Source organism: Brachybacterium sp. J144, from assembly GCF_036321705.1.
Taxonomy (GTDB): domain Bacteria; phylum Actinomycetota; class Actinomycetes; order Actinomycetales; family Dermabacteraceae; genus Brachybacterium.
This window is the reverse complement of record NZ_JAZDCG010000031.1, coordinates 243,280-260,197: the sequence shown is the minus strand read 5'-3', so window position 1 is coordinate 260,197 and position 16,918 is coordinate 243,280. Positions and strand designations below refer to the sequence as shown.

The following is a 16,918-nucleotide window of genomic DNA, read 5'->3' as shown; positions in this document are numbered from 1 at the left end:
CGCCCCCTCGCGAGCACCACCGGCAGCCCCCGGACATCCCCGGCCTCCCGCTCGCGGCCGGATGTGTCCTGTCTCCGTCGTCCCCGTCGTCTCCGGACACGACGACGGGCGGGCCTCCCGGTCTCCCGGATGGCCCGCCCGTCGGCGGTCTGTCCCGCGATGATCACGCGAGGATCAGAGGAGCATCAGGACTCGTCCTCGTCCTTCTTCTCGATCACGAGGGTCTCGGTGGTGAGCACCAGACCGGCGATCGAGGCGGCGTTGCGCAGCGCGGACCGGGTGACCTTGACCGGATCGATGATGCCGGCGGCCACGAGGTCGACGTACTCGCCGGTCGCGGCGTCGAGACCGTGCCCGGCCTCGGCCTCCTTGACCTTCTCGACGACGACGTAGCCCTCGAGGCCCGCGTTCTCAGCGATCCAGCGGAGCGGCTCGACCACGGCGACGGCGACGGCGCGGGCGCCGACGGCCTCGTCACCGGTGAGGCCGAGATCCTCGGAGAGAACGGCGGAGGCCTGGACGATGGCGGAGCCGCCACCGGCCACGATGCCCTCCTCGATGGCAGCGCGGGTCGCGGAGACCGCGTCCTCGATGCGCATCTTCTTCTCCTTGAGCTCCACCTCGGTGTGCGCGCCGACCTTGATGACGGACACGCCGCCGGCCAGCTTCGCGAGGCGCTCCTGGAGCTTCTCGCGATCCCAGTCGGAATCGGTGTTCGCGATCTCGGCGCGGATCTGCGCGACACGGTCGGCCACGGCCTGCTCGTCGCCAGCCCCGCCCACGATGGTGGTCGAGTCCTTGGTGACGACCACGCGACCGGCGTGGCCGAGCACCTCGGTGCCGACGGTCTTGAGGTCGAGGCCGAGGTCGGAGGTGACGACCTGGGCGCCGGTGAGCACCGCGATGTCCTGCAGCATGGCCTTGCGGCGGTCGCCGAAGGCCGGGGCCTTGACGGCCGCGCCCTTGAAGGCGCCGCGGATCTTGTTGACGACCAGCGTGGACAGGGCCTCGCCGTCGACGTCCTCGGCGATCACGAAGAGCGGCTTGCCGCCCTCGACGACCTTCTCCAGCAGCGGCAGGATGTCGGCCACGGCCGAGATCTTGCCCTGGTGCAGCAGCACCTGGGCGTCCTCGAGCACGACCTCCTGGCGGTCCGCGTCGGTGACGAAGTGAGGCGAGATGAAGCCCTTGTCGAACTGCATGCCCTCGGTGAAGTCCAGCTCCATCGCGGTGGTGGAGGACTCCTCGACGGTGATCACGCCGTCCTTGCCGACCTTGTCGAACGCCTCGGCGAGCAGCTCGCCGATCTCGCGGTCCTGGGAGGACACCGCGGCGACGTTCGCGATCTGCGCCTTGCCGTCCACCGGGGTGGCCAGCTCGCCGAGCTTCTCGGACACCGCCTCGACGGCCTTCTCGATGCCGCGCTTGAGGGCGGAGGGAGCGGCGCCGGAGGCGACGTTGCGCAGGCCCTCGTGAACCAGCGCCTGGGCGAGGACGGTCGCGGTGGTGGTGCCGTCACCGGCGACGTCGTTGGTCTTGGTGGACACCTCCTTCGCGAGCTGCGCGCCGAGGTTCTCGTACGGATCCTCGAGCTCGATCTCGCGAGCGATGGTCACGCCGTCGTTGGTGATGGTGGGGGCGCCCCACTTCTTGTCGAGGACGACGTTGCGGCCCTTGGGGCCGAGCGTCACCTTGACGGTGTTGGCGAGCTTGTCCACGCCGCGCTCGAGGGCGCGACGCGCGTCTTCGTTGTACAGAATCTCCTTGGCCATAGGGATGCTCTCGCTCAGTTCTCGATGATCGCGAGGATGTCGCGAGCGCCGAGGACGAGGTACTCCTCGTTGCCGTACTTGAGCTCGGTGCCGCCGTACTTGGAGAAGACGACCTTGTCGCCGACCTTCACATCCATCGGGATGCGGTCGCCCTTGTCGTCGAAACGACCGGCGCCGACGGCGACGACCTCGCCCTCCTGGGGCTTCTCCTTCGCGGTGTCCGGGATGACCAGGCCGGAGGCGGTGGTCTGCTCGGCCTCGAGCGGCTTGACGACGACGCGATCCTCGAGGGGCTTGATGGAGACCGACATGCGGCTCACTCCTTCATGAAGAGTTGACTCTGATGAGTTCGGGGAACCAGGGAGCGCGGATCCCGGTCGTCGTCGCGGTGCCGAACGGGGCGTTCCCTGACTGGCAGCCTCTGGCACTCTCGGCCGTCGACTGCCAACGGCGACCACTCTAGGACCGAGCTGGCACTCACGCAAGACGAGTGCTAACCCCTGGTCCTGACCCGTCGCCGTCGCCCCCGACGCCGGGTCCTCGCCTCGCCCCACCGTCGCCCGCGGCCGCTCCGGAGAGCCCCAGGTCACACACTTTTTGTGAACCTGGCAACCGGGTGACCTCGGTCCCGTGACCGCCGGTCCCCGGCGCGGTAGAACGGACGCAGAGAACCTGCCGGCGCACCTGCGATCCAGGGCCCGGCCGATCACCCCGCTCCGACTCGAAGGATCTGCCGATCATGATTCTGCTCCGCTCCCTCCGCGACTCCCTCCACCGCTTCTCCCGCGGCGCCGACCGCATGCAGGGGCAGGACGTCGAGCGCCCCGATCTGGTCCCGGGCCGTCGGGTCGGCGGCAACTTCGCCGCGCTCACCAAGGCGCATTCGAACCAGGGCGTGACCTCCCTGGGCATGAACCGCTGAGGCGCCCCGCACCGCGGACGCGCCTCAGGGGCCGAGTCCCGCCCGTCGTCGCAGGCGGCGCTGCCCGAGGTGGCCGAGGATCATCCCCAGCACCGCGGCGGCGATCACCCCGATGATCAGCACGACCCCGGGGTCGAGGGCGCCGACGGCTCCGTCGATTCCGATCTCGAGCGCCAGCAGCGCATCCCCGTGCTCCCGGCGGTACCACTCGCTGCCCCGCAGCGGCGAGGTGGGCAGCAGCGCCCACACCCCCAGGCAGCTGACGAGCAGCAGCAGATCGCCGAGGCCGCCGACGACGCGCAGCACGTCGGCCCGGAGCCGACCGGTCGGGCTCTCATGCACCGCGAGCGGGTCCCGCCCGAGCTGCGCCGGTCCGGCGAGCGCGCCGACCACCACGAGGGCGAGCAGCAGGGCCGTCGCCTGGGCCGCCCCGATCCGTGGGATGCCGAGCTCCCGGAGACTGTCGGGCTGAGTGCCCAGGACCCATACCTGCACCCAGGTGGCGGCGACGATCAGCATCGCCGCTCCCTGTGCCGCGAGGCGCATCGCGGTGCGCCGCACGGCGAGACGGCCCAGCTCCCGGCGGCTCGCCTCCCGCGCCGTCCGTTCGCGGCGGTCGGCCGCGGACCGGGCCCGTATCGCCGCCGCCTCCTCGTCCGAGGGCGGCTCGGGGCGCTCGGCGGGACCGATCCAGCCGGCGCGCAGGTCGGCGAGGACCCGGGCGAGCAGGGGCGCGAGCACGAGCCGGGAGCGGAGCACCGAGACCGGGATCAGCCGCTCACGGGTCGGCGCTGGCAGATCCTGCAGGATCCCGACGATCCGCTGCACCTCGCCGGGACGCGGTGCCCGGGGAGCCACCTCGAGCCCGCGCATCAGGTCGAGCTGCTCGACCTCCCGGGCCGCCTCCTCGAGGCGCGGCATCATCACCGGGTAGCCGGCGCGACCCAGCGCCGGGAGCTCGAGCGCGGCGAGCCGCCTCCGCAGCTCCCGGATCAGCTCCTGCACGGCCGCCGGATCCACCCCGACGAGCTCCGGGCGCACCCGCCGGCGGCGCAGACCCTCGAGCGTCTGTTCGGCGAGGTCGAGGACCACCGCGGCGCCGTCCTCGATCCAGCGGGCGAGGGTGGTCGCGGGGAGCTGCCGGGCGAGAAGGGCGAGCGTCTCCTCGTCGGTCGCATCGGCGGGGAGGCCGACGGGGAGGCTCGGCATCGCCTCCCCCTCCGCGAGGCCGTCGAGGTCCTCGAGGGTCCGGACGTCCTCGAGGCGGCGCACCTCGACGCCCTGCTCCCGCAGCAGATCGCGGTACTCCTCGAGGATCCCCTGCAGCACGGTGAGGCGACGCACCGACTCCCGGGGGACATGGAGGGCGATCAGCAGCTGCCCGGCGGCGACCCAGAGGAAGGTCTCGTCGAGCAGGCCGCGCATCCAGCGGGGCACGGGACGGCCCGGGCCGAGGTGCTTCTCGGCCCAGCGGTCGATCAGCGGCTCGAACATGGGGACATCCTGCCCGAGGGACCGCCCCGGCGGGGCCGCGGCGTCCTGCTCAGCGCCCCGCGGCCGCCACGATCGCCGCGACCTGGCCGGCGTCGAAGCGGTACACCGGCGCGCCCGGATCGCCGAGGGTGTCGCCCGCATTGGGGAACACCGAGGTGACCACGCGCGGCACTCCGTCGCCGAGCGCGATCAGGCTCGCCCCGGACATGGCGAGGGACTGCTCGCTCTCCCCCGCCCCGACGGGGTCGACGACGTTGGTCACGCCCGGTGCGACGTGCACCGGGATCCCACCGATCGCCCCGGTCATCTCGTGGTGGTAATGGCCGGAGAGCACCATCCGCACATCGCTCCCGGCCAGCACCGCGGCGAGCTCGTCGAGCCCGTCGAGGTCGAGGCCGCGCAGCAGGGTCGTGGCGGCGACGAGAGGCGGGTGGTGCAGGGCGAGGACGGTCCCTCCGGGCGCGGGCTCGGCGAGCACGCCCCGCAGCCAGTCGAGCTGCTCGGGGTCGAGATGGCCGTAGCCGGCGCCGGGCACGCTCGTGTCGAGCACGACCACGCGCGCCCCGCCCTCCAGGGGGACGACGCGATCCTGGCTCTCGGCCTTCCGCTCCCCCGCCGCGATGGTCTCCCCGTACACGGCGGAGACGTCGTGGTTGCCCATGACCACGACGAGCGGTGCGCCGAGCCCTGCCGCGAAGGGGTCGAGGATCTCGTGGAGCAGGCGGTAGCTCGCGGCGGTGCCGTCCTCGGAGGCGTCGCCGGTGTGGACGACGACGTCGACGTCGGCGAGCCCCTCGAGCCGGCCCAGCAGGCCGCGCAGGGCGGCGCCGGTGTCGATCCGCTCGTAGTGGCGGGCCGCGGGATCGCCGTAGAGATGGGTGTCGGTCAGGTGGAGGATGCGCATGCCGGGAACCGTAGCCGCGCCAGGTGACCGGGAGGTGACGCGGCGGAGCCGGGGCTCAGCCGAGAGCGGCCACCCATTCGGTCGTCCCGTCGGTGAAGACCTGGTGCTTCCAGATCGGGACCCGCTGCTTGACGGTGTCGACGAGCTCGTCGCAGGCCGCGAAGGCCTGCTTGCGGTGGGCCGCCGCGACGGCGCACACGAGCGCCGAGTCGCCGATGGCGAGCGGGCCCACGCGGTGCGCGACGGCGATCAGCACGTCCGGGTGACGCCGCGCGATCTCGCCCGCGACCTCGGCGAGGACCTGCTGCGCCGAGGGGTGGGCGGTGTACTCGAGGCGCGCGACCCCCCGCCCGTCGTCGTGGTCACGGACCACTCCGTCGAAGGTGACGACGGCGCCGCAGCGGGGATCGGCGACGGCCGCGGCCATGTCCGTGGTCCGGATCTCCCCCTCGCCGACGCTCGCGTGCCGGGTCCGCGAGGGGGCGGGGCCCAGGGCCGGGTCCACTGCTGGGTCTGTGTTCATCGGTCAGTGCCCTCCGTGCCGGTGTCGTCCTCGTGCCCGCCGCCGTCGCGCTGCTCGAGCAGATGGTCCAGCAGCGGGTCGAGCACGGCGATGCCGTCCTTCACCCCGCCGCGGGAGCCGGGCAGGTTGACCACCAAGGTGCGGCCCGCCATGCCCGCGAGTCCGCGGCTGAGTAGGGCGGTCGGCGTCTTCTCGGCGCCGCGCCAACGCACTGCCTCGAGGATCCCCGGCATCTCGCGGTCGATCAGCGGCGCGGTCTGCTCGGGGGTGACGTCGGTGGGGCTGATCCCGGTGCCGCCCGAGGTGATCACCACGTCAACGCCGGCCCCGATCGCCGCGGAGAGCGCGCGGCCCACCGCGGGGCCGTCGGGCACGACCTGCCGCTCCACCGGGTCCAGTCCCCGCTCGCGGAGCCAGGTCTCGAGCAGCGGGCCGGTGCGGTCCTCGTAGGTGCCGTCGGCCGCGCGGGTCGAGGCGATGAGCACGAGGCCCCTTCCCCGGAGCAGCGGTGCGGCGCCCGGATCCTCGCGGGCGGTGCAGTCGGCGTCAGTGCGCCGGGCGGGCATCTCCCTCATCGCGGGTCCTCCTCGCGGTGCCAGTCCCCGCTGCGTCCGCCGGACTTGGCGAGCACCCGGATATCGCCGATCTCGGCGTGGTGGTCGACGGCCTTGATCATGTCGTACAGGGTCAGCGCCGCCGTGCTGACGGCGGTGAGCGCCTCCATCTCGACGCCGGTGACGCCCTTCGTGCGCACCGTCGCGGTGATCTCGACCCGGTCCCCGCGCGGCAGGAGATCCACCTCGATGCCCGTGAGCGGCAGCGGATGGCACAGCGGGATCAGCTCGCTGGTGCGCTTGGCACCCATGATCCCGGCGAGGCGCGCGGTGGCGAGCGCCTCGCCCTTGGGCAGGTCGCCGTTCGCGATCCGCGCGACCACGTCGGCGCGGGTGCGGAGCACGGCGGCGGCGGTCGCCTCGCGTGCGGTGACGGATTTGCCGGTCACGTCGACCATGTGGGCGGAGCCGTCGGCCCGCACGTGCGAGAGGTCCTCGCTCATGATTCTCCTCCGGGGATCAGCAGGGTCTCGAGCAGGTCGCCGTCGTGCACGGCGCCGACGCCGACGGGGATCCGCACCAGGGCGTCGGCCGCGGCGTAGCCGCCGAGCAGATGGGAGGAGGCCCCGCCGAGCAGGCGCACCGTCCCCGAGGGCAGCACGCGCGCCCGCCGGTACTGGTCCAGCGCCTCGGGTGAGGTCTCGACCGCCTCCGGGCCCTCGAGCTGGAGCGGCAGGTGCAGGCGCCGACGGTCCGGGGCCCCGAGGGCGGGGCGCACGATCAGCTCGCAGCTGAGCAGGGAGGACACGGGATTGCCGGGGAGGGCGAGCCAGGGCACGCGGCGGGGGCCGACCTCGAGGGTGCCGATGCCCTGGGGGCCGCCGGGCTGCAGGGCGAGGGTGGGGAAGGCGAGCACGACGCCCGGGTGCTCGGCCGCGAGGCGCACCACCTCGACGGCACCCTGGCTGACGCCGCCGCTGGTGATCACGAGGTCCGCGTCGTGCGCGGCAACTTGTTCCCGGAGTCGGCCCAGCAGGACCGCGGGATCGTCGGGCACGGTGCCGACGTGGACCACCTCGGCCCCGGCCTCGGTCAGCGCCGCGGCGATCCCGGGTCCGTTGGCGTCGTGCCGGATGCCCGGTGCGGGGGTGCCGTCGGCGGCGGGGCGCACCTCGGAGCCGGTGGAGAGGACGACGACCCGCACGGGGGCGTGGACCTCGACCTCGCGCAGTCCGCAGGCGGCGAGGTGGGCGATGCGGGCCGGGGTGAGGGGGCGGCCCGCGCGCAGCACGGTGTCCCCACGGCGGGTGTCCGAGCCGCGGCGCCGCACGAAGCGCCCCGGGGCGACCTCGGCGGGGCGCAGGACCACGCTCGTCAGCGCGGCGCCCTCGACCGCCGCGAACCGTCCCTCCCCGCTCTCCTCGACGGGGATCACGAGGTCCGCGCCGTCGGGCAGGGGCGCCCCGGTCATGATCGGCCGCGCGGTGCCGGGCTCGAGCCGTCCCGGCGCATCGCCGGCGGCGATCATCGGTCCCCGCGGGAGGGTCACCTCCGCGTGCTCGTCCGCGAGGTCCGCGGCGGCTACGGCGTAGCCGTCCATCTGGGAGTCGTCGAGACCGGGCAGATCGACCCGGGAGCGCACGTCCTCGGCGGCGACGCGTCCCACGGCCGCCGCGCCGAGCCCGATCACCTCGGTGCCGCGCACGGCGGCGAGTAGCGCCACGGCGTCGTCCACGTGATCGCGCAACGGGATCCGCCTCCGACCGGCCATCTCGCCCACTCCCTCCGCGGCTCGCCCTTCACGGTGCGCGGCGCGCACTCGTCCAGTATGGCCGTGCCACGGCCTATCCTGGTCGGACGCCGGCACCGTCCGCAGCCCAGGAGGTGAGCGCATGTCGACCCCCGCTTCTGCCGCGGCGACCCCCCGGGGCTCCCGTCGCGTGTCCCTCGGGATCCCCGTCCCGCGCCGCACCGACGGCCTCGGGGACGCCCTCCCCGACACCTCGGACCGACCGGCCACCCCCGCGCTCGCCGACCGCTTCGGGCGCGCCGCGACGGATCTGCGGCTCTCGCTGACGGACTTCTGCAACCTCCGCTGCACCTACTGCATGCCCGCCTCGGGACTGACCTTCCTGGGCCGCGACGAGCTGCTGTCCCCCGCGGAGATCGTGCGCCTGGTGCGGATCGGTGTCGAGCGACTGGGCATCGAGCAGGTGCGCTTCACGGGCGGGGAGCCCCTGACCCGGCCCGATCTCGAGGAGATCATCGCGGGGGTTGCGGCGCTCGAGCGCCGCCCCGACATCTCGCTGACCACCAATGCGATCGGCCTGGACCATCGTGCGGCGGGCCTGCGCGAGGCGGGACTGGACCGGATCAACGTGTCTCTCGACTCGGTGGTCTCGGAGACCTTCGAGCGCCTGACCCGTCGGCCCCTGCTGCACCGCGTCCTCGCCGGCATCGACGGGGCCCGCGCCGCCGGGCTCGCGCCGATCAAGGTCAACGCCGTACTGCTGCCCGGGGTCAACGACCACGAGCTGCCGGACCTGCTGGACTGGTGCCTCGACCGCGACCTCCAGCTGCGCGTCATCGAGCAGATGCCGCTGGACGCGGATCGGATCTGGGAACGCGACGGGATGGTCACGGCCGCGGACGCCCACGCCCTGCTCGCCGGCCGCTTCGCCCTGACCCCCGTCGAGGAGCCGCGCGACGGCGCCCCGGCGGAGCTGTTCGAGGTGTCCGAGCGGGCGACCGGCCGCCCCCGCGGGCGGGTGGGCGTCATCGCCTCGGTGACCCGGCCGTTCTGCGCGGACTGCCGACGGACCCGGCTCACCGCCGAAGGCCGGGTGCGCACCTGCCTGTTCTCGCGCGAGGAGACCGATCTGCGCGGGGCGCTGCGCGGCGGGGCCGACGACGAGGAGATCGCCCGCCGCTGGCGGGCCGCCCACTGGGGGAAGAAGGCCGGGCACGGCATGGACTCCGCCGACTTCCGGCCCCCGGACCGACCCATGAGCGCCATTGGAGGCTGAGATGACCACGCCGACCCCCACCATCGCGGTGCGCCTGTTCGCGGGTGCCGCCGCCGCCTTCGGGGCCGACGCCGCGACGGTCCCCGCCCGCACCCTCGAAGAGCTGGTCGCCGCGCTCACCGCCGACGGCTCCGCCGAGGCGGCACGGGTGATCGGCCGCTCGAGCTTCCTGGTCAACGCCGTCGCCCGACCGGACCTCAGCCATCCCCTCGCCGACGGCGACCGGGTCGACGTGCTGCCGCCCTTCGCCGGCGGCTGAGCTCTACGGAGACGGCTGCTCCCCCGGCTCCGCCTGCTCACCTGGCTCCGCTGGCTCCACCGGCACCTCGCTGCCGCCGAGCCCGGCGAAGCCGCCGGAGAGCGAGCGCGCCGTGATGCCGCGTGCGGCGAGGAAGCGGACGGCGCTCGCCGAACGTCGGCCCGAGGCGCAATAGAGCACCGCGCCGTCGAGGTCCGCGCCGGCCTCGTCGAGCAGCCGCCCGAGCGGCAGGTGCTCGGCGCCCGCGATACGGCCGACCCCGAGCTCGGTGCTCTCGCGCAGGTCCACCACCCGCACCCCGTCGGCCATCAGGGCCGGGAGCTCGGCGGCGGTGACCTCGGGGACGGCCCTGCTTCCCCCGGACTCCCCGGCCCCGGGCTCCCCAGACCTCCCAGTCCCGGCCTCCGCGACCCCCGGTCCGGGCAGGCCGCAGGTCGCCTCGAGGTCCTCGATCGCGGTGACCGGGGCGCGCTGCGGGTCCCGGGCCAGCGGCAGCTCGTCCCAGCGGGCGCGCAGCGCGTCGTAGAGGGCGAGGCGTCCCAGCAGCGGCTCCCCGATCCCGGTGAGGACCTTGGCCGCCTCCATCGCCATGGTCGCGCCGATGGTCCCGCAGAGCATGCCGAGCACGCCCGCCTCGGCGCAGCTGGGCACCTCCCCCGGTCGCGGCGGCACGGGGTGGACGTCGCGGTAGGTGACGCCCCGGCCGCCCTCACCCCAGAAGACGCTGACCTGGCCCGAGAAGGCGAGGATCGACCCCCACACGAGGGGGAGGTCGAGGATCTCGCAGGCGTCGGAGACGAGATAGCGGGTGGGGAAGTTGTCGCTGCCGTCGAGGACGAGATCGTGGCCCCCGAGCTGCTCGAGGGCGTTCTGCGGGGTGACGGCGGAGGTCACCGGCCGCACCGCCACCTCGGGGTTGAGCGCGGCGAGGCGCTCGGCGGCGACGAGGGCCTTCGGCCGGCCCACGTCGGCCGCCGTGAACAGCACCTGCCGGTGCAGGTTCGTGAGCTCGACGACGTCGGGGTCGAACACCGTGATCCGGCCGATCCCGGCGGCCGCGAGATAGGTGAGGATCGGCGCCCCGAGCCCGCCGGCGCCGATCACCGCGACCCGCGCGGTACCGAGCCGGGCCTGCCCCGCGGTCCCGAGCTCCGGCAGCCGGATCTGCCGGGTGTAGCGCTCGCCCCCGACCCCGTCTCCCGCGTCGCTGACTCCGTGCACATCCGGCCCTGTCCGTCCACCGCTTTCCACCATGTGAGGTAGTCTCCCGCACGGCAGCCCGGTGACGTGCTGCATAACGATTCGGACATGGTCCGTCACTCCGGGCGGTGAGGCCCTGTGGCCTGGCCTACAGTTCGAGGAACTTACTCGCCGGTCCGCAGTGCCGCGGACCCGCACCGACCACGTGAGGACATCTTCGTGACGCAGTACCACCGCGCATCCGCGCGCCGCAGGCAGGACACCCCGTCCGCCCGTGGCCGTGCGATCGCCCCGATCACCGGAGGGTCCCGATGACCCTGTATGTGATCCGGCGCTTCCTCAACTACCTGATCCTCACGTGCGTGGCGACGACCTTCGCGTATGTCGCGGCGTCGACCTTCCTGAACCCCGCGAAGAAGTACCAGGGCCGCAACCCTCCGGTGCCCGAGGACTCGATCGCGAACCTCATGCGCGGCTACGGCGTCTACCACGGGGACCCCGTGGCGCTGCGCACCTGGAACTGGGTCCAGAACATCTTCACCGCCCCGTTCGAGCAGAAGCTCGGCAAGGCGCTGACGAACAACTGGGTCATCACCGACATGCTCGGCACGCCGGGCAATGCGCTGAACCCCTTCGACATCGCGTGGCTCGGCCGCTCCGGGATCAGCCTGCGCCTGCTGCTGATCGGCGCGCTGCTCGGGGCGCTGCTGGGAGTGATCCTCGGCGTGTGGGGCGCGGTCCGCCAGTACAAGGCCTCGGACCAGATCATCTCCTACGCCTCGTTCATCCTCTTCTCGACCCCCACCTTCGTGGGCGGCCTGATGCTGATGATCCTCGCGACCGAGTTCAACCGCCTCGTCGGCCACCAGGTGCTGAGATTCTCCGGCGCCTACACCCCCGGCTACGAGGGCTTCGGAGAATTCCTCGACCTGCTCAACCACCTGTTGTTGCCCACGATCGCGCTGATGCTCTTCGGCGCCGCGAGCTACTCCCGGTACATGCGAGCGGTGATGCTCGACGTGCTCGGCTCGGACTTCATCCGCACCGCCCGGGCGAAGGGCGCGACCCGCAACCGCGCGCTGATCAAGCACGGCGTCCGCGTCGCGCTGATCCCGATGTCGACCTACTTCGCCTACCAGTTCGGCACCCTCGTGGCCGGATCGACCTTCCTCGAGATCATCTTCTCGTGGGAGGGGATGGGGAAGTACGGCATCACCGCGGTGCAGACCTCCGACATCAACGCCATGGCCGGCGTCGTCTGCTTCACCTCCGTGCTGGTGCTGTTCAGCTCCACGCTGTCCGAGGTCCTGTACGCCGCCCTCGATCCCCGCGTGAGGATGTGACCCCATGTCGTCCCAGCAGGCGGAAGCCGCCTTGAACCCTCCCGCGGACATCCCGGAGGCAGCTCCGATCGACCCGCAGCACGAGCACACCCCGATCTCCCGCACCCGCCTCGTGTGGCTGCGTCTGAAGCGGAAGCCGAACTTCTGGATCGGCGCCGTGGTCATCGGCCTGATCGTGCTGTTCGCCCTGTTCGGGAACCTCCCGAACATCTACTCGTACGCCGACACCGACTCCTTCAACCAGAACTCTGCCCCGTCGGCGCAGCACTGGTTCGGCACCGACGCCGTGGGCCGCGACCTCTATGCGGGCATCGTCGAGGGCCTGCGGATGTCGCTGCTGATCGGCTTCATCGCGGCACCGCTCGCGACCCTCCTCGCGGCCCTCCTGGGAGCCCTCGCCGGCTACCTCGGCGGCTGGGTCGAGACGGTGATCACCTGGGTGATCAACCTGTTCCTGGTGCTCCCGGTGTTCTACATCCTGCTGATCCTCTCCCCCGCCATCCAGGCGCCGGAGTCGCTGCCCGGCGGGCTGCGCCAGCTGGCCCTGATGCCCTCGTGGATGCTGATCGTGCTGGCTCTGGCGTGCTTCGGCTGGATGATCATGGCGCAGATCGTCAAGAACCAGACGAAGTCCCTCAAGGAGCGCGAGTTCGTCAAGGCCGCCCGCTACATGGGCGTCGGCACGCTGACGATCCTGGGCCGCCACATCATCCCGAACGTCGCCTCGCTGCTGATCATCGACGCCACCCTCGGCGTCGCGAGCGCGATCCTCGCCGAGACCTCGCTGTCGTTCTTCGGTCTCGGCATCCAGTACCCGCAGGTGTCCCTCGGGGCCCTGCTGCAGAACGGCCAGTCCGGGGTCATCTCCCGCCCCTGGTCCTTCTACTTCCCCTCGTTCTTCCTCGTCGCGCTGCTGACCGCGGTCGCCCTGCTGGGTGACGCCCTGCGCGACGCCATCGATCCCACCAGTGAGGTGAACCGTGGCTGATCCCGTGCTGCGGGTCAAGGACCTGACCGTGACCTTCCCGAGCGCGACCGGCGACGTCCGGGCCGTGCGCGGGGTGAACTACGAAGTGCGCGAGGGCGAGTTCCTCGGCATCGTCGGCGAGTCCGGCTCGGGCAAGTCGGTCTCCTCCCTCGCGGTGATGGGCCTGCTGCCCAGCTCCGCGAAGATCGAGGGGGACATCCAGTACCGCGGCCAGTCGCTGCTGGGGATGTCCGACTCCCAGCTGTCGCGACTGCGCGGCAAGGACATGGCGATGATCTTCCAGGATCCGTTGTCCGCCCTGACCCCCGTCTACACCATCGGCCAGCAGATCGAGGAAGCGCTGACCCTGCACAACCGGGGCATCAGCGCGGCCGCCGCCCACAAGCGCGCGGTCGAGCTGCTGCAGATCGTCGGCATCCCCGGGGCCGAACGTCGGGCCCGGGCGTTCCCGCACGAGTTCTCCGGCGGTATGCGCCAGCGCGCCATGATCGCGATCGCGATGGCGAACGACCCCACCCTGATCATCGCCGACGAGCCGACCACGGCCCTCGACGTCACCATCCAGGCACAGATCCTCGAGGTGCTGCAGAAAGCGAAGGAGGTCACCGGGGCGGCCGTCGTGCTGATCACCCACGACCTCGGCGTCGTCGCCGGCAACGTGGACCGGGTCGCGGTGATGTACGCGGGCAAGCTGGTGGAGACCGGTCCGGTCGACCAGATCTTCGAGAAGCCGCACATGCCCTACACGATGGGTCTGCTGCGCTCGGTGCCGAACATGCTCCGCGCCGGCAAGGACCGCCTGGTCCCCCTCGAGGGGCGTCCTCCGGTGCTCTCCGAGCTGCCCCCCGGCTGCCCGTTCGCGCCCCGTTGCCCGGCCGCGATCTCCCTGTGCCACGAGCGCGAGCCCGATCTCGTGGAGGATCACGGTGCCTCCCGTCGGGTGGCCTGCCACCGCAGCGACGAGATCGCCGCGGGGACCCTCGCCGCGCCGGACATCTTCCCGCGCCCGGCCTTCGAGCCGCGCCCGCCGCAGGACCACACCGGCCAGGAGCCGGTGGTCCGCGCCGAGGGGCTGGTGCGCCACTTCCCGCTGTACAAGGGATCGGTGTTCCGCCGTGCCGTCGGCACGGTCCGCGCCGTCGACGGGGTCGACTTCGAGATCATGCCCGGGCAGACCCTGGGCCTGGTCGGCGAGTCCGGCTCGGGCAAGTCCACGACGGCGCTGGAGATCATGGAGCTGCTGCGGCCCCAGGCGGGCACCCTCACCGTCGGTGGGAAGGACGTCGGGGCCCTCGGCAAGAAGGAGCGGCTCGCGCTGCGCCGCGACGTGCAGATCGTCTTCCAGGACCCGATGGCGGCGGTCGACCCGCGCCTGCCCGTCGGCGACATCATCGCCGAGCCGCTGACCCTGACCCGCACCCCGAAGGCCGATCGGAACCGCCTGGTGCGGGAGAAGCTCGAGCTGGTGGGCCTGGACCCGCGGATGACCGACCGCTACCCGCACGAGTTCTCCGGCGGCCAGCGCCAGCGCATCGGCGTCGCCCGCGCGCTGATGACCGATCCGAAGCTGCTCGTGCTCGACGAGCCGGTCTCGGCCCTGGACGTGTCGGTGCAGGCGGGCGTGATCAACCTGCTCGCCGACCTGCGCGACCAGCTAGGCCTGTCCTATCTGTTCGTCGCCCATGACCTCGCGATCGTCCGGGAGATATCGGACCAGGTCGCGGTGATGTACCTGGGGCGCATCGTCGAGTACGGGCCGGTCGCGGAGGTCTTCTCCGCGCCCCGCCACCCGTACACGCGCGCCCTCATGTCCGCCGTGCCCGTGCCCGATCCGAAGGTCGAGCGCGAGCGCAACCAGATCATCCTCAGCGGGGACCTCCCGAGCCCCGCCGAGGAGATCCAGGGATGCTCCTTCGCCTCCCGCTGTCCCCTGCTCCCCCTCCTCGACGCCGACGCCCAGGCCCGCTGCCGCGCCGAGGACCCGACCCCGACCGCCCACGGCGGCTCCCGCGTGGCCTGCCACCACGTGGACTCGATCCACCGGCTCGACACCGTCGACGCCGGTTCCACCTCCTCCGTCACCAGCGCGTGACGGCACTCCCCATCACGGAAGAGGGAAAACCATGAAGATCACCAGCACCCGCCGTCTGTTCCTGGGCGGCACCGCCGCCGCGGGCACCGCCCTCGCCCTCGCCGCCTGCGGTCAGCAGTCCGCCGAGGAGCAGGCCTCGCAGGCCGCCGAGGAGAACTCGGAGGCCGCCGAGGAGCAGGCCTCCCTGCCCTCGACCGCGTGGGAGCGCGCCGAGTACGACGCGGTCGCCGACGGCGGCACCCTGACCCTCGCCGTCTCGCAGCTGCCCAACAACTGGAACTCCAACCAGACCGACGGCAACCTCGCCGACCTCACCAAGATCCGCGACGCGATGGGCTACGGCCACGCGATCCTGTACTCGGAGTCGGGCGAGAAGACCATGAACCCCGACTACGTCGAGAGCGCGGAGCTGACCAGCGAGGATCCGCAGATCGTCACCGTCAAGTTCAACCCCAACGCGGTCTGGGAGAACGGCGACCCGATCGTCGTCGCCGACCTCATCGCCGAGTGGAAGTCCCTCAACGCCACCAACGAGGAGTACCTGATCGTCTCCTCCGTGGGCTGGGACCAGATCAAGGAGATCCGCCAGACCGACGACGAGTTCTCCGCGGAGATCGAGTTCTCCTCGCCCTTCGTCGACTGGATCACCGTCGCCTACCCGACCCTGCCCGCCTCCATCTCGGGCGACGTCGCGGCCTTCAACGAGGGGTACACCTCGCAGGCCACCCCGTCCGCCGGTCCCTTCAAGGTCGGCTCGATCGACGCCGCGGGCGGCGTCGTCACCCTGGTGCGCAACGAGCTGTGGTGGGGCCGCGCCCCGAAGCTCGAGACCATCATCTACAAGGTCACCGACCAGTCGCAGGCCCCGGCCGCCTTCGCCAACGGCGAGCTGGACGCCTACGACATCGCCAACGGCGACGAGCTCGCCCAGGCCAAGGGTCGCTCGGATGCGGCGATCCAGGTGACCAACGGTCTGACCTGGACCCACCTGACGATCAACACCCAGGGCGGCGACGGCGCCCTCGCGGACGTGAAGGTGCGCGAGGCGATCGCCCGCGGCATCGACCGCACCGCGATCGGCAACGCCGTCATCGGCCCGCTGGAGGCCCCGATCGTGCTGGTCGACAACTTCGTCTACATGCCCGGTCAGGACGGCTACGAGGACTCCTTCGGCGGCCTGGACTTCGACTCCGAGGGTGCTGCGGCGATCCTCGACGAGGCCGGCTGGACCCTCAACGGCGACGTGCGCGAGAAGGACGGCAAGCAGCTGGCCTTCAACATCATCGTCCCCGCGGACACCAAGTCCAACGAGGACCGCGCCGCCCAGGTGGTCACCAACCTCAACGCGATCGGCTTCAAGGTCGCCGTCGAGACCGTCCCCTCGGACGCGTACTTCGACGAGTACGTGGTTCCGAAGAACTTCGACGCGGTGACCTTCTCGTGGGTCGGCAGCCAGTTCCCCGAGTCCTCCTCGGTGAACCTGGTGTACCCGCTCGACTCCGGCCAGAACTTCACCAACTTCGCCGATGACCGCCTCGGCGATCTGGACGGCCAGATCAAGGGTGCCTTCGACGACGCCGAGCGCAAGAAGGTGGCCAACGAGATCTCGACCGTCATCGCCGAGTCCTTCGCGATCATCCCGTTCTACGCGACCCCGAACATCGTGGGCGTGAAGACCGGCATCGTGAACTACGGCGCCTCGCAGTTCGAGAACGTCGACTGGACCCAGGTGGGCATGAAGGCCTGATCCTCCGGATCCGCGCCTGCATCCCGCAGCGGACGGGCCCGATCGCCGAGTGGCGGTCGGGCCCGTCCGGCGTCCGGGGCTTCCCCGCGTCGCG

At 72.0% G+C, this 16,918-nt stretch carries 16 protein-coding genes; 7 read left to right on the top strand and 9 right to left on the bottom strand.

Going from position 1 to position 16,918, the window contains the following annotated elements; all coding sequences use genetic code 11:
• Positions 1-185: 185 nt before the first annotated feature.
• Together groL and groES are read right to left on the bottom strand one after the other, a co-directional pair.
• Positions 186-1,772, bottom strand: coding sequence for a chaperonin GroEL (groL, locus tag V1260_RS12740; RefSeq protein ID WP_329747194.1), 1,587 nt, complete (start codon positions 1,770-1,772; stop codon positions 186-188).
• 14 nt (positions 1,773-1,786) lie between these two features.
• Positions 1,787-2,083, bottom strand: coding sequence for a co-chaperone GroES (gene groES, locus V1260_RS12735; RefSeq protein ID WP_329747193.1), 297 nt, complete (start codon positions 2,081-2,083; stop codon positions 1,787-1,789).
• 428 nt (positions 2,084-2,511) lie between these two features.
• On the opposite strand from groES, the gene V1260_RS12730 reads away from it, so the two are divergent.
• Positions 2,512-2,694, top strand: a complete 183-nt coding sequence (locus V1260_RS12730) for a hypothetical protein (protein ID WP_329747192.1) — start codon at positions 2,512-2,514, stop codon at positions 2,692-2,694.
• Positions 2,695-2,718: 24 nt separating this feature from the next.
• Here the strand turns inward: V1260_RS12730 and V1260_RS12725 are convergent, their stop codons facing one another.
• From V1260_RS12725 to V1260_RS12700, 6 genes are read right to left on the bottom strand one after another with little or no spacing between them, the layout of a single operon-like run.
• Positions 2,719-4,188 (bottom strand): hypothetical protein, encoded by a 1,470-nt coding sequence (locus tag V1260_RS12725; RefSeq protein ID WP_329747191.1) that lies wholly within the window; start codon positions 4,186-4,188, stop codon positions 2,719-2,721.
• A 49-nt stretch (positions 4,189-4,237) separates the two neighbouring features.
• Positions 4,238-5,092, bottom strand: a complete 855-nt coding sequence (locus tag V1260_RS12720; protein WP_329747190.1) for a metallophosphoesterase family protein — start codon at positions 5,090-5,092, stop codon at positions 4,238-4,240.
• Between the two features lie 55 nt (positions 5,093-5,147).
• A complete protein-coding gene (locus V1260_RS12715) occupies positions 5,148-5,615 on the bottom strand; it encodes a molybdenum cofactor biosynthesis protein MoaE (protein WP_329747189.1) in 468 nt (155 codons plus the stop codon).
• Positions 5,612-6,190 (bottom strand): MogA/MoaB family molybdenum cofactor biosynthesis protein, encoded by a 579-nt coding sequence (locus V1260_RS12710; RefSeq protein ID WP_329747188.1) that lies wholly within the window; start codon positions 6,188-6,190, stop codon positions 5,612-5,614. Before V1260_RS12710 ends, V1260_RS12715 begins: the two co-directional genes overlap by 4 nt.
• Entirely contained in the window at positions 6,187-6,672 is a 486-nt protein-coding gene (gene moaC / locus V1260_RS12705) for a cyclic pyranopterin monophosphate synthase MoaC (protein ID WP_329747187.1), read from the bottom strand. The genes V1260_RS12710 and moaC overlap by 4 nt, the downstream gene beginning before the upstream one ends.
• Complete coding sequence (locus tag V1260_RS12700) at positions 6,669-7,940, bottom strand: molybdopterin molybdotransferase MoeA (protein WP_329747186.1); 1,272 nt, start codon at positions 7,938-7,940, stop codon at positions 6,669-6,671. Before V1260_RS12700 ends, moaC begins: the two co-directional genes overlap by 4 nt.
• A gap of 121 nt (positions 7,941-8,061) precedes the next feature.
• Here V1260_RS12700 and moaA point away from each other — a divergent pair, with 121 nt between their 5' ends.
• Together moaA and V1260_RS12690 are read left to right on the top strand one after the other, a co-directional pair.
• Positions 8,062-9,195 carry a GTP 3',8-cyclase MoaA gene (gene moaA / locus V1260_RS12695; RefSeq protein ID WP_329747185.1) on the top strand — a complete coding sequence of 378 codons (1,134 nt, stop codon included), beginning with the start codon at positions 8,062-8,064 and terminating at the stop codon, positions 9,193-9,195.
• A 1-nt stretch (position 9,196) separates the two neighbouring features.
• Positions 9,197-9,454, top strand: a complete 258-nt coding sequence (locus tag V1260_RS12690) for a MoaD/ThiS family protein (RefSeq protein ID WP_329747184.1) — start codon at positions 9,197-9,199, stop codon at positions 9,452-9,454.
• Positions 9,455-9,457: 3 nt separating this feature from the next.
• On the opposite strand, the gene V1260_RS12685 is transcribed toward V1260_RS12690, so the two are convergent.
• On the bottom strand, positions 9,458-10,675 hold the full coding sequence (locus V1260_RS12685; protein ID WP_329747183.1) for a ThiF family adenylyltransferase: 1,218 nt from the start codon (positions 10,673-10,675) through the stop codon (positions 9,458-9,460).
• A gap of 290 nt (positions 10,676-10,965) precedes the next feature.
• Between V1260_RS12685 and V1260_RS12680 the strand changes: the two genes are divergently transcribed.
• From V1260_RS12680 to V1260_RS12665, 4 genes are read left to right on the top strand one after another with little or no spacing between them, the layout of a single operon-like run.
• On the top strand, positions 10,966-11,997 hold the full coding sequence (locus V1260_RS12680; RefSeq protein ID WP_329747182.1) for an ABC transporter permease: 1,032 nt from the start codon (positions 10,966-10,968) through the stop codon (positions 11,995-11,997).
• A 4-nt stretch (positions 11,998-12,001) separates the two neighbouring features.
• Positions 12,002-12,985 (top strand): ABC transporter permease, encoded by a 984-nt coding sequence (locus tag V1260_RS12675; RefSeq protein WP_329747181.1) that lies wholly within the window; start codon positions 12,002-12,004, stop codon positions 12,983-12,985.
• Positions 12,978-15,077, top strand: a complete 2,100-nt coding sequence (locus V1260_RS12670) for an ABC transporter ATP-binding protein (protein WP_329747180.1) — start codon at positions 12,978-12,980, stop codon at positions 15,075-15,077. Before V1260_RS12675 ends, V1260_RS12670 begins: the two co-directional genes overlap by 8 nt.
• 31 nt (positions 15,078-15,108) lie before the next feature.
• Positions 15,109-16,824: an ABC transporter family substrate-binding protein gene (locus tag V1260_RS12665; RefSeq protein ID WP_329747179.1), complete on the top strand. Its 1,716-nt coding sequence runs from the start codon at positions 15,109-15,111 to the stop codon at positions 16,822-16,824.
• The last annotated feature ends 94 nt before the right edge of the window (positions 16,825-16,918 follow it).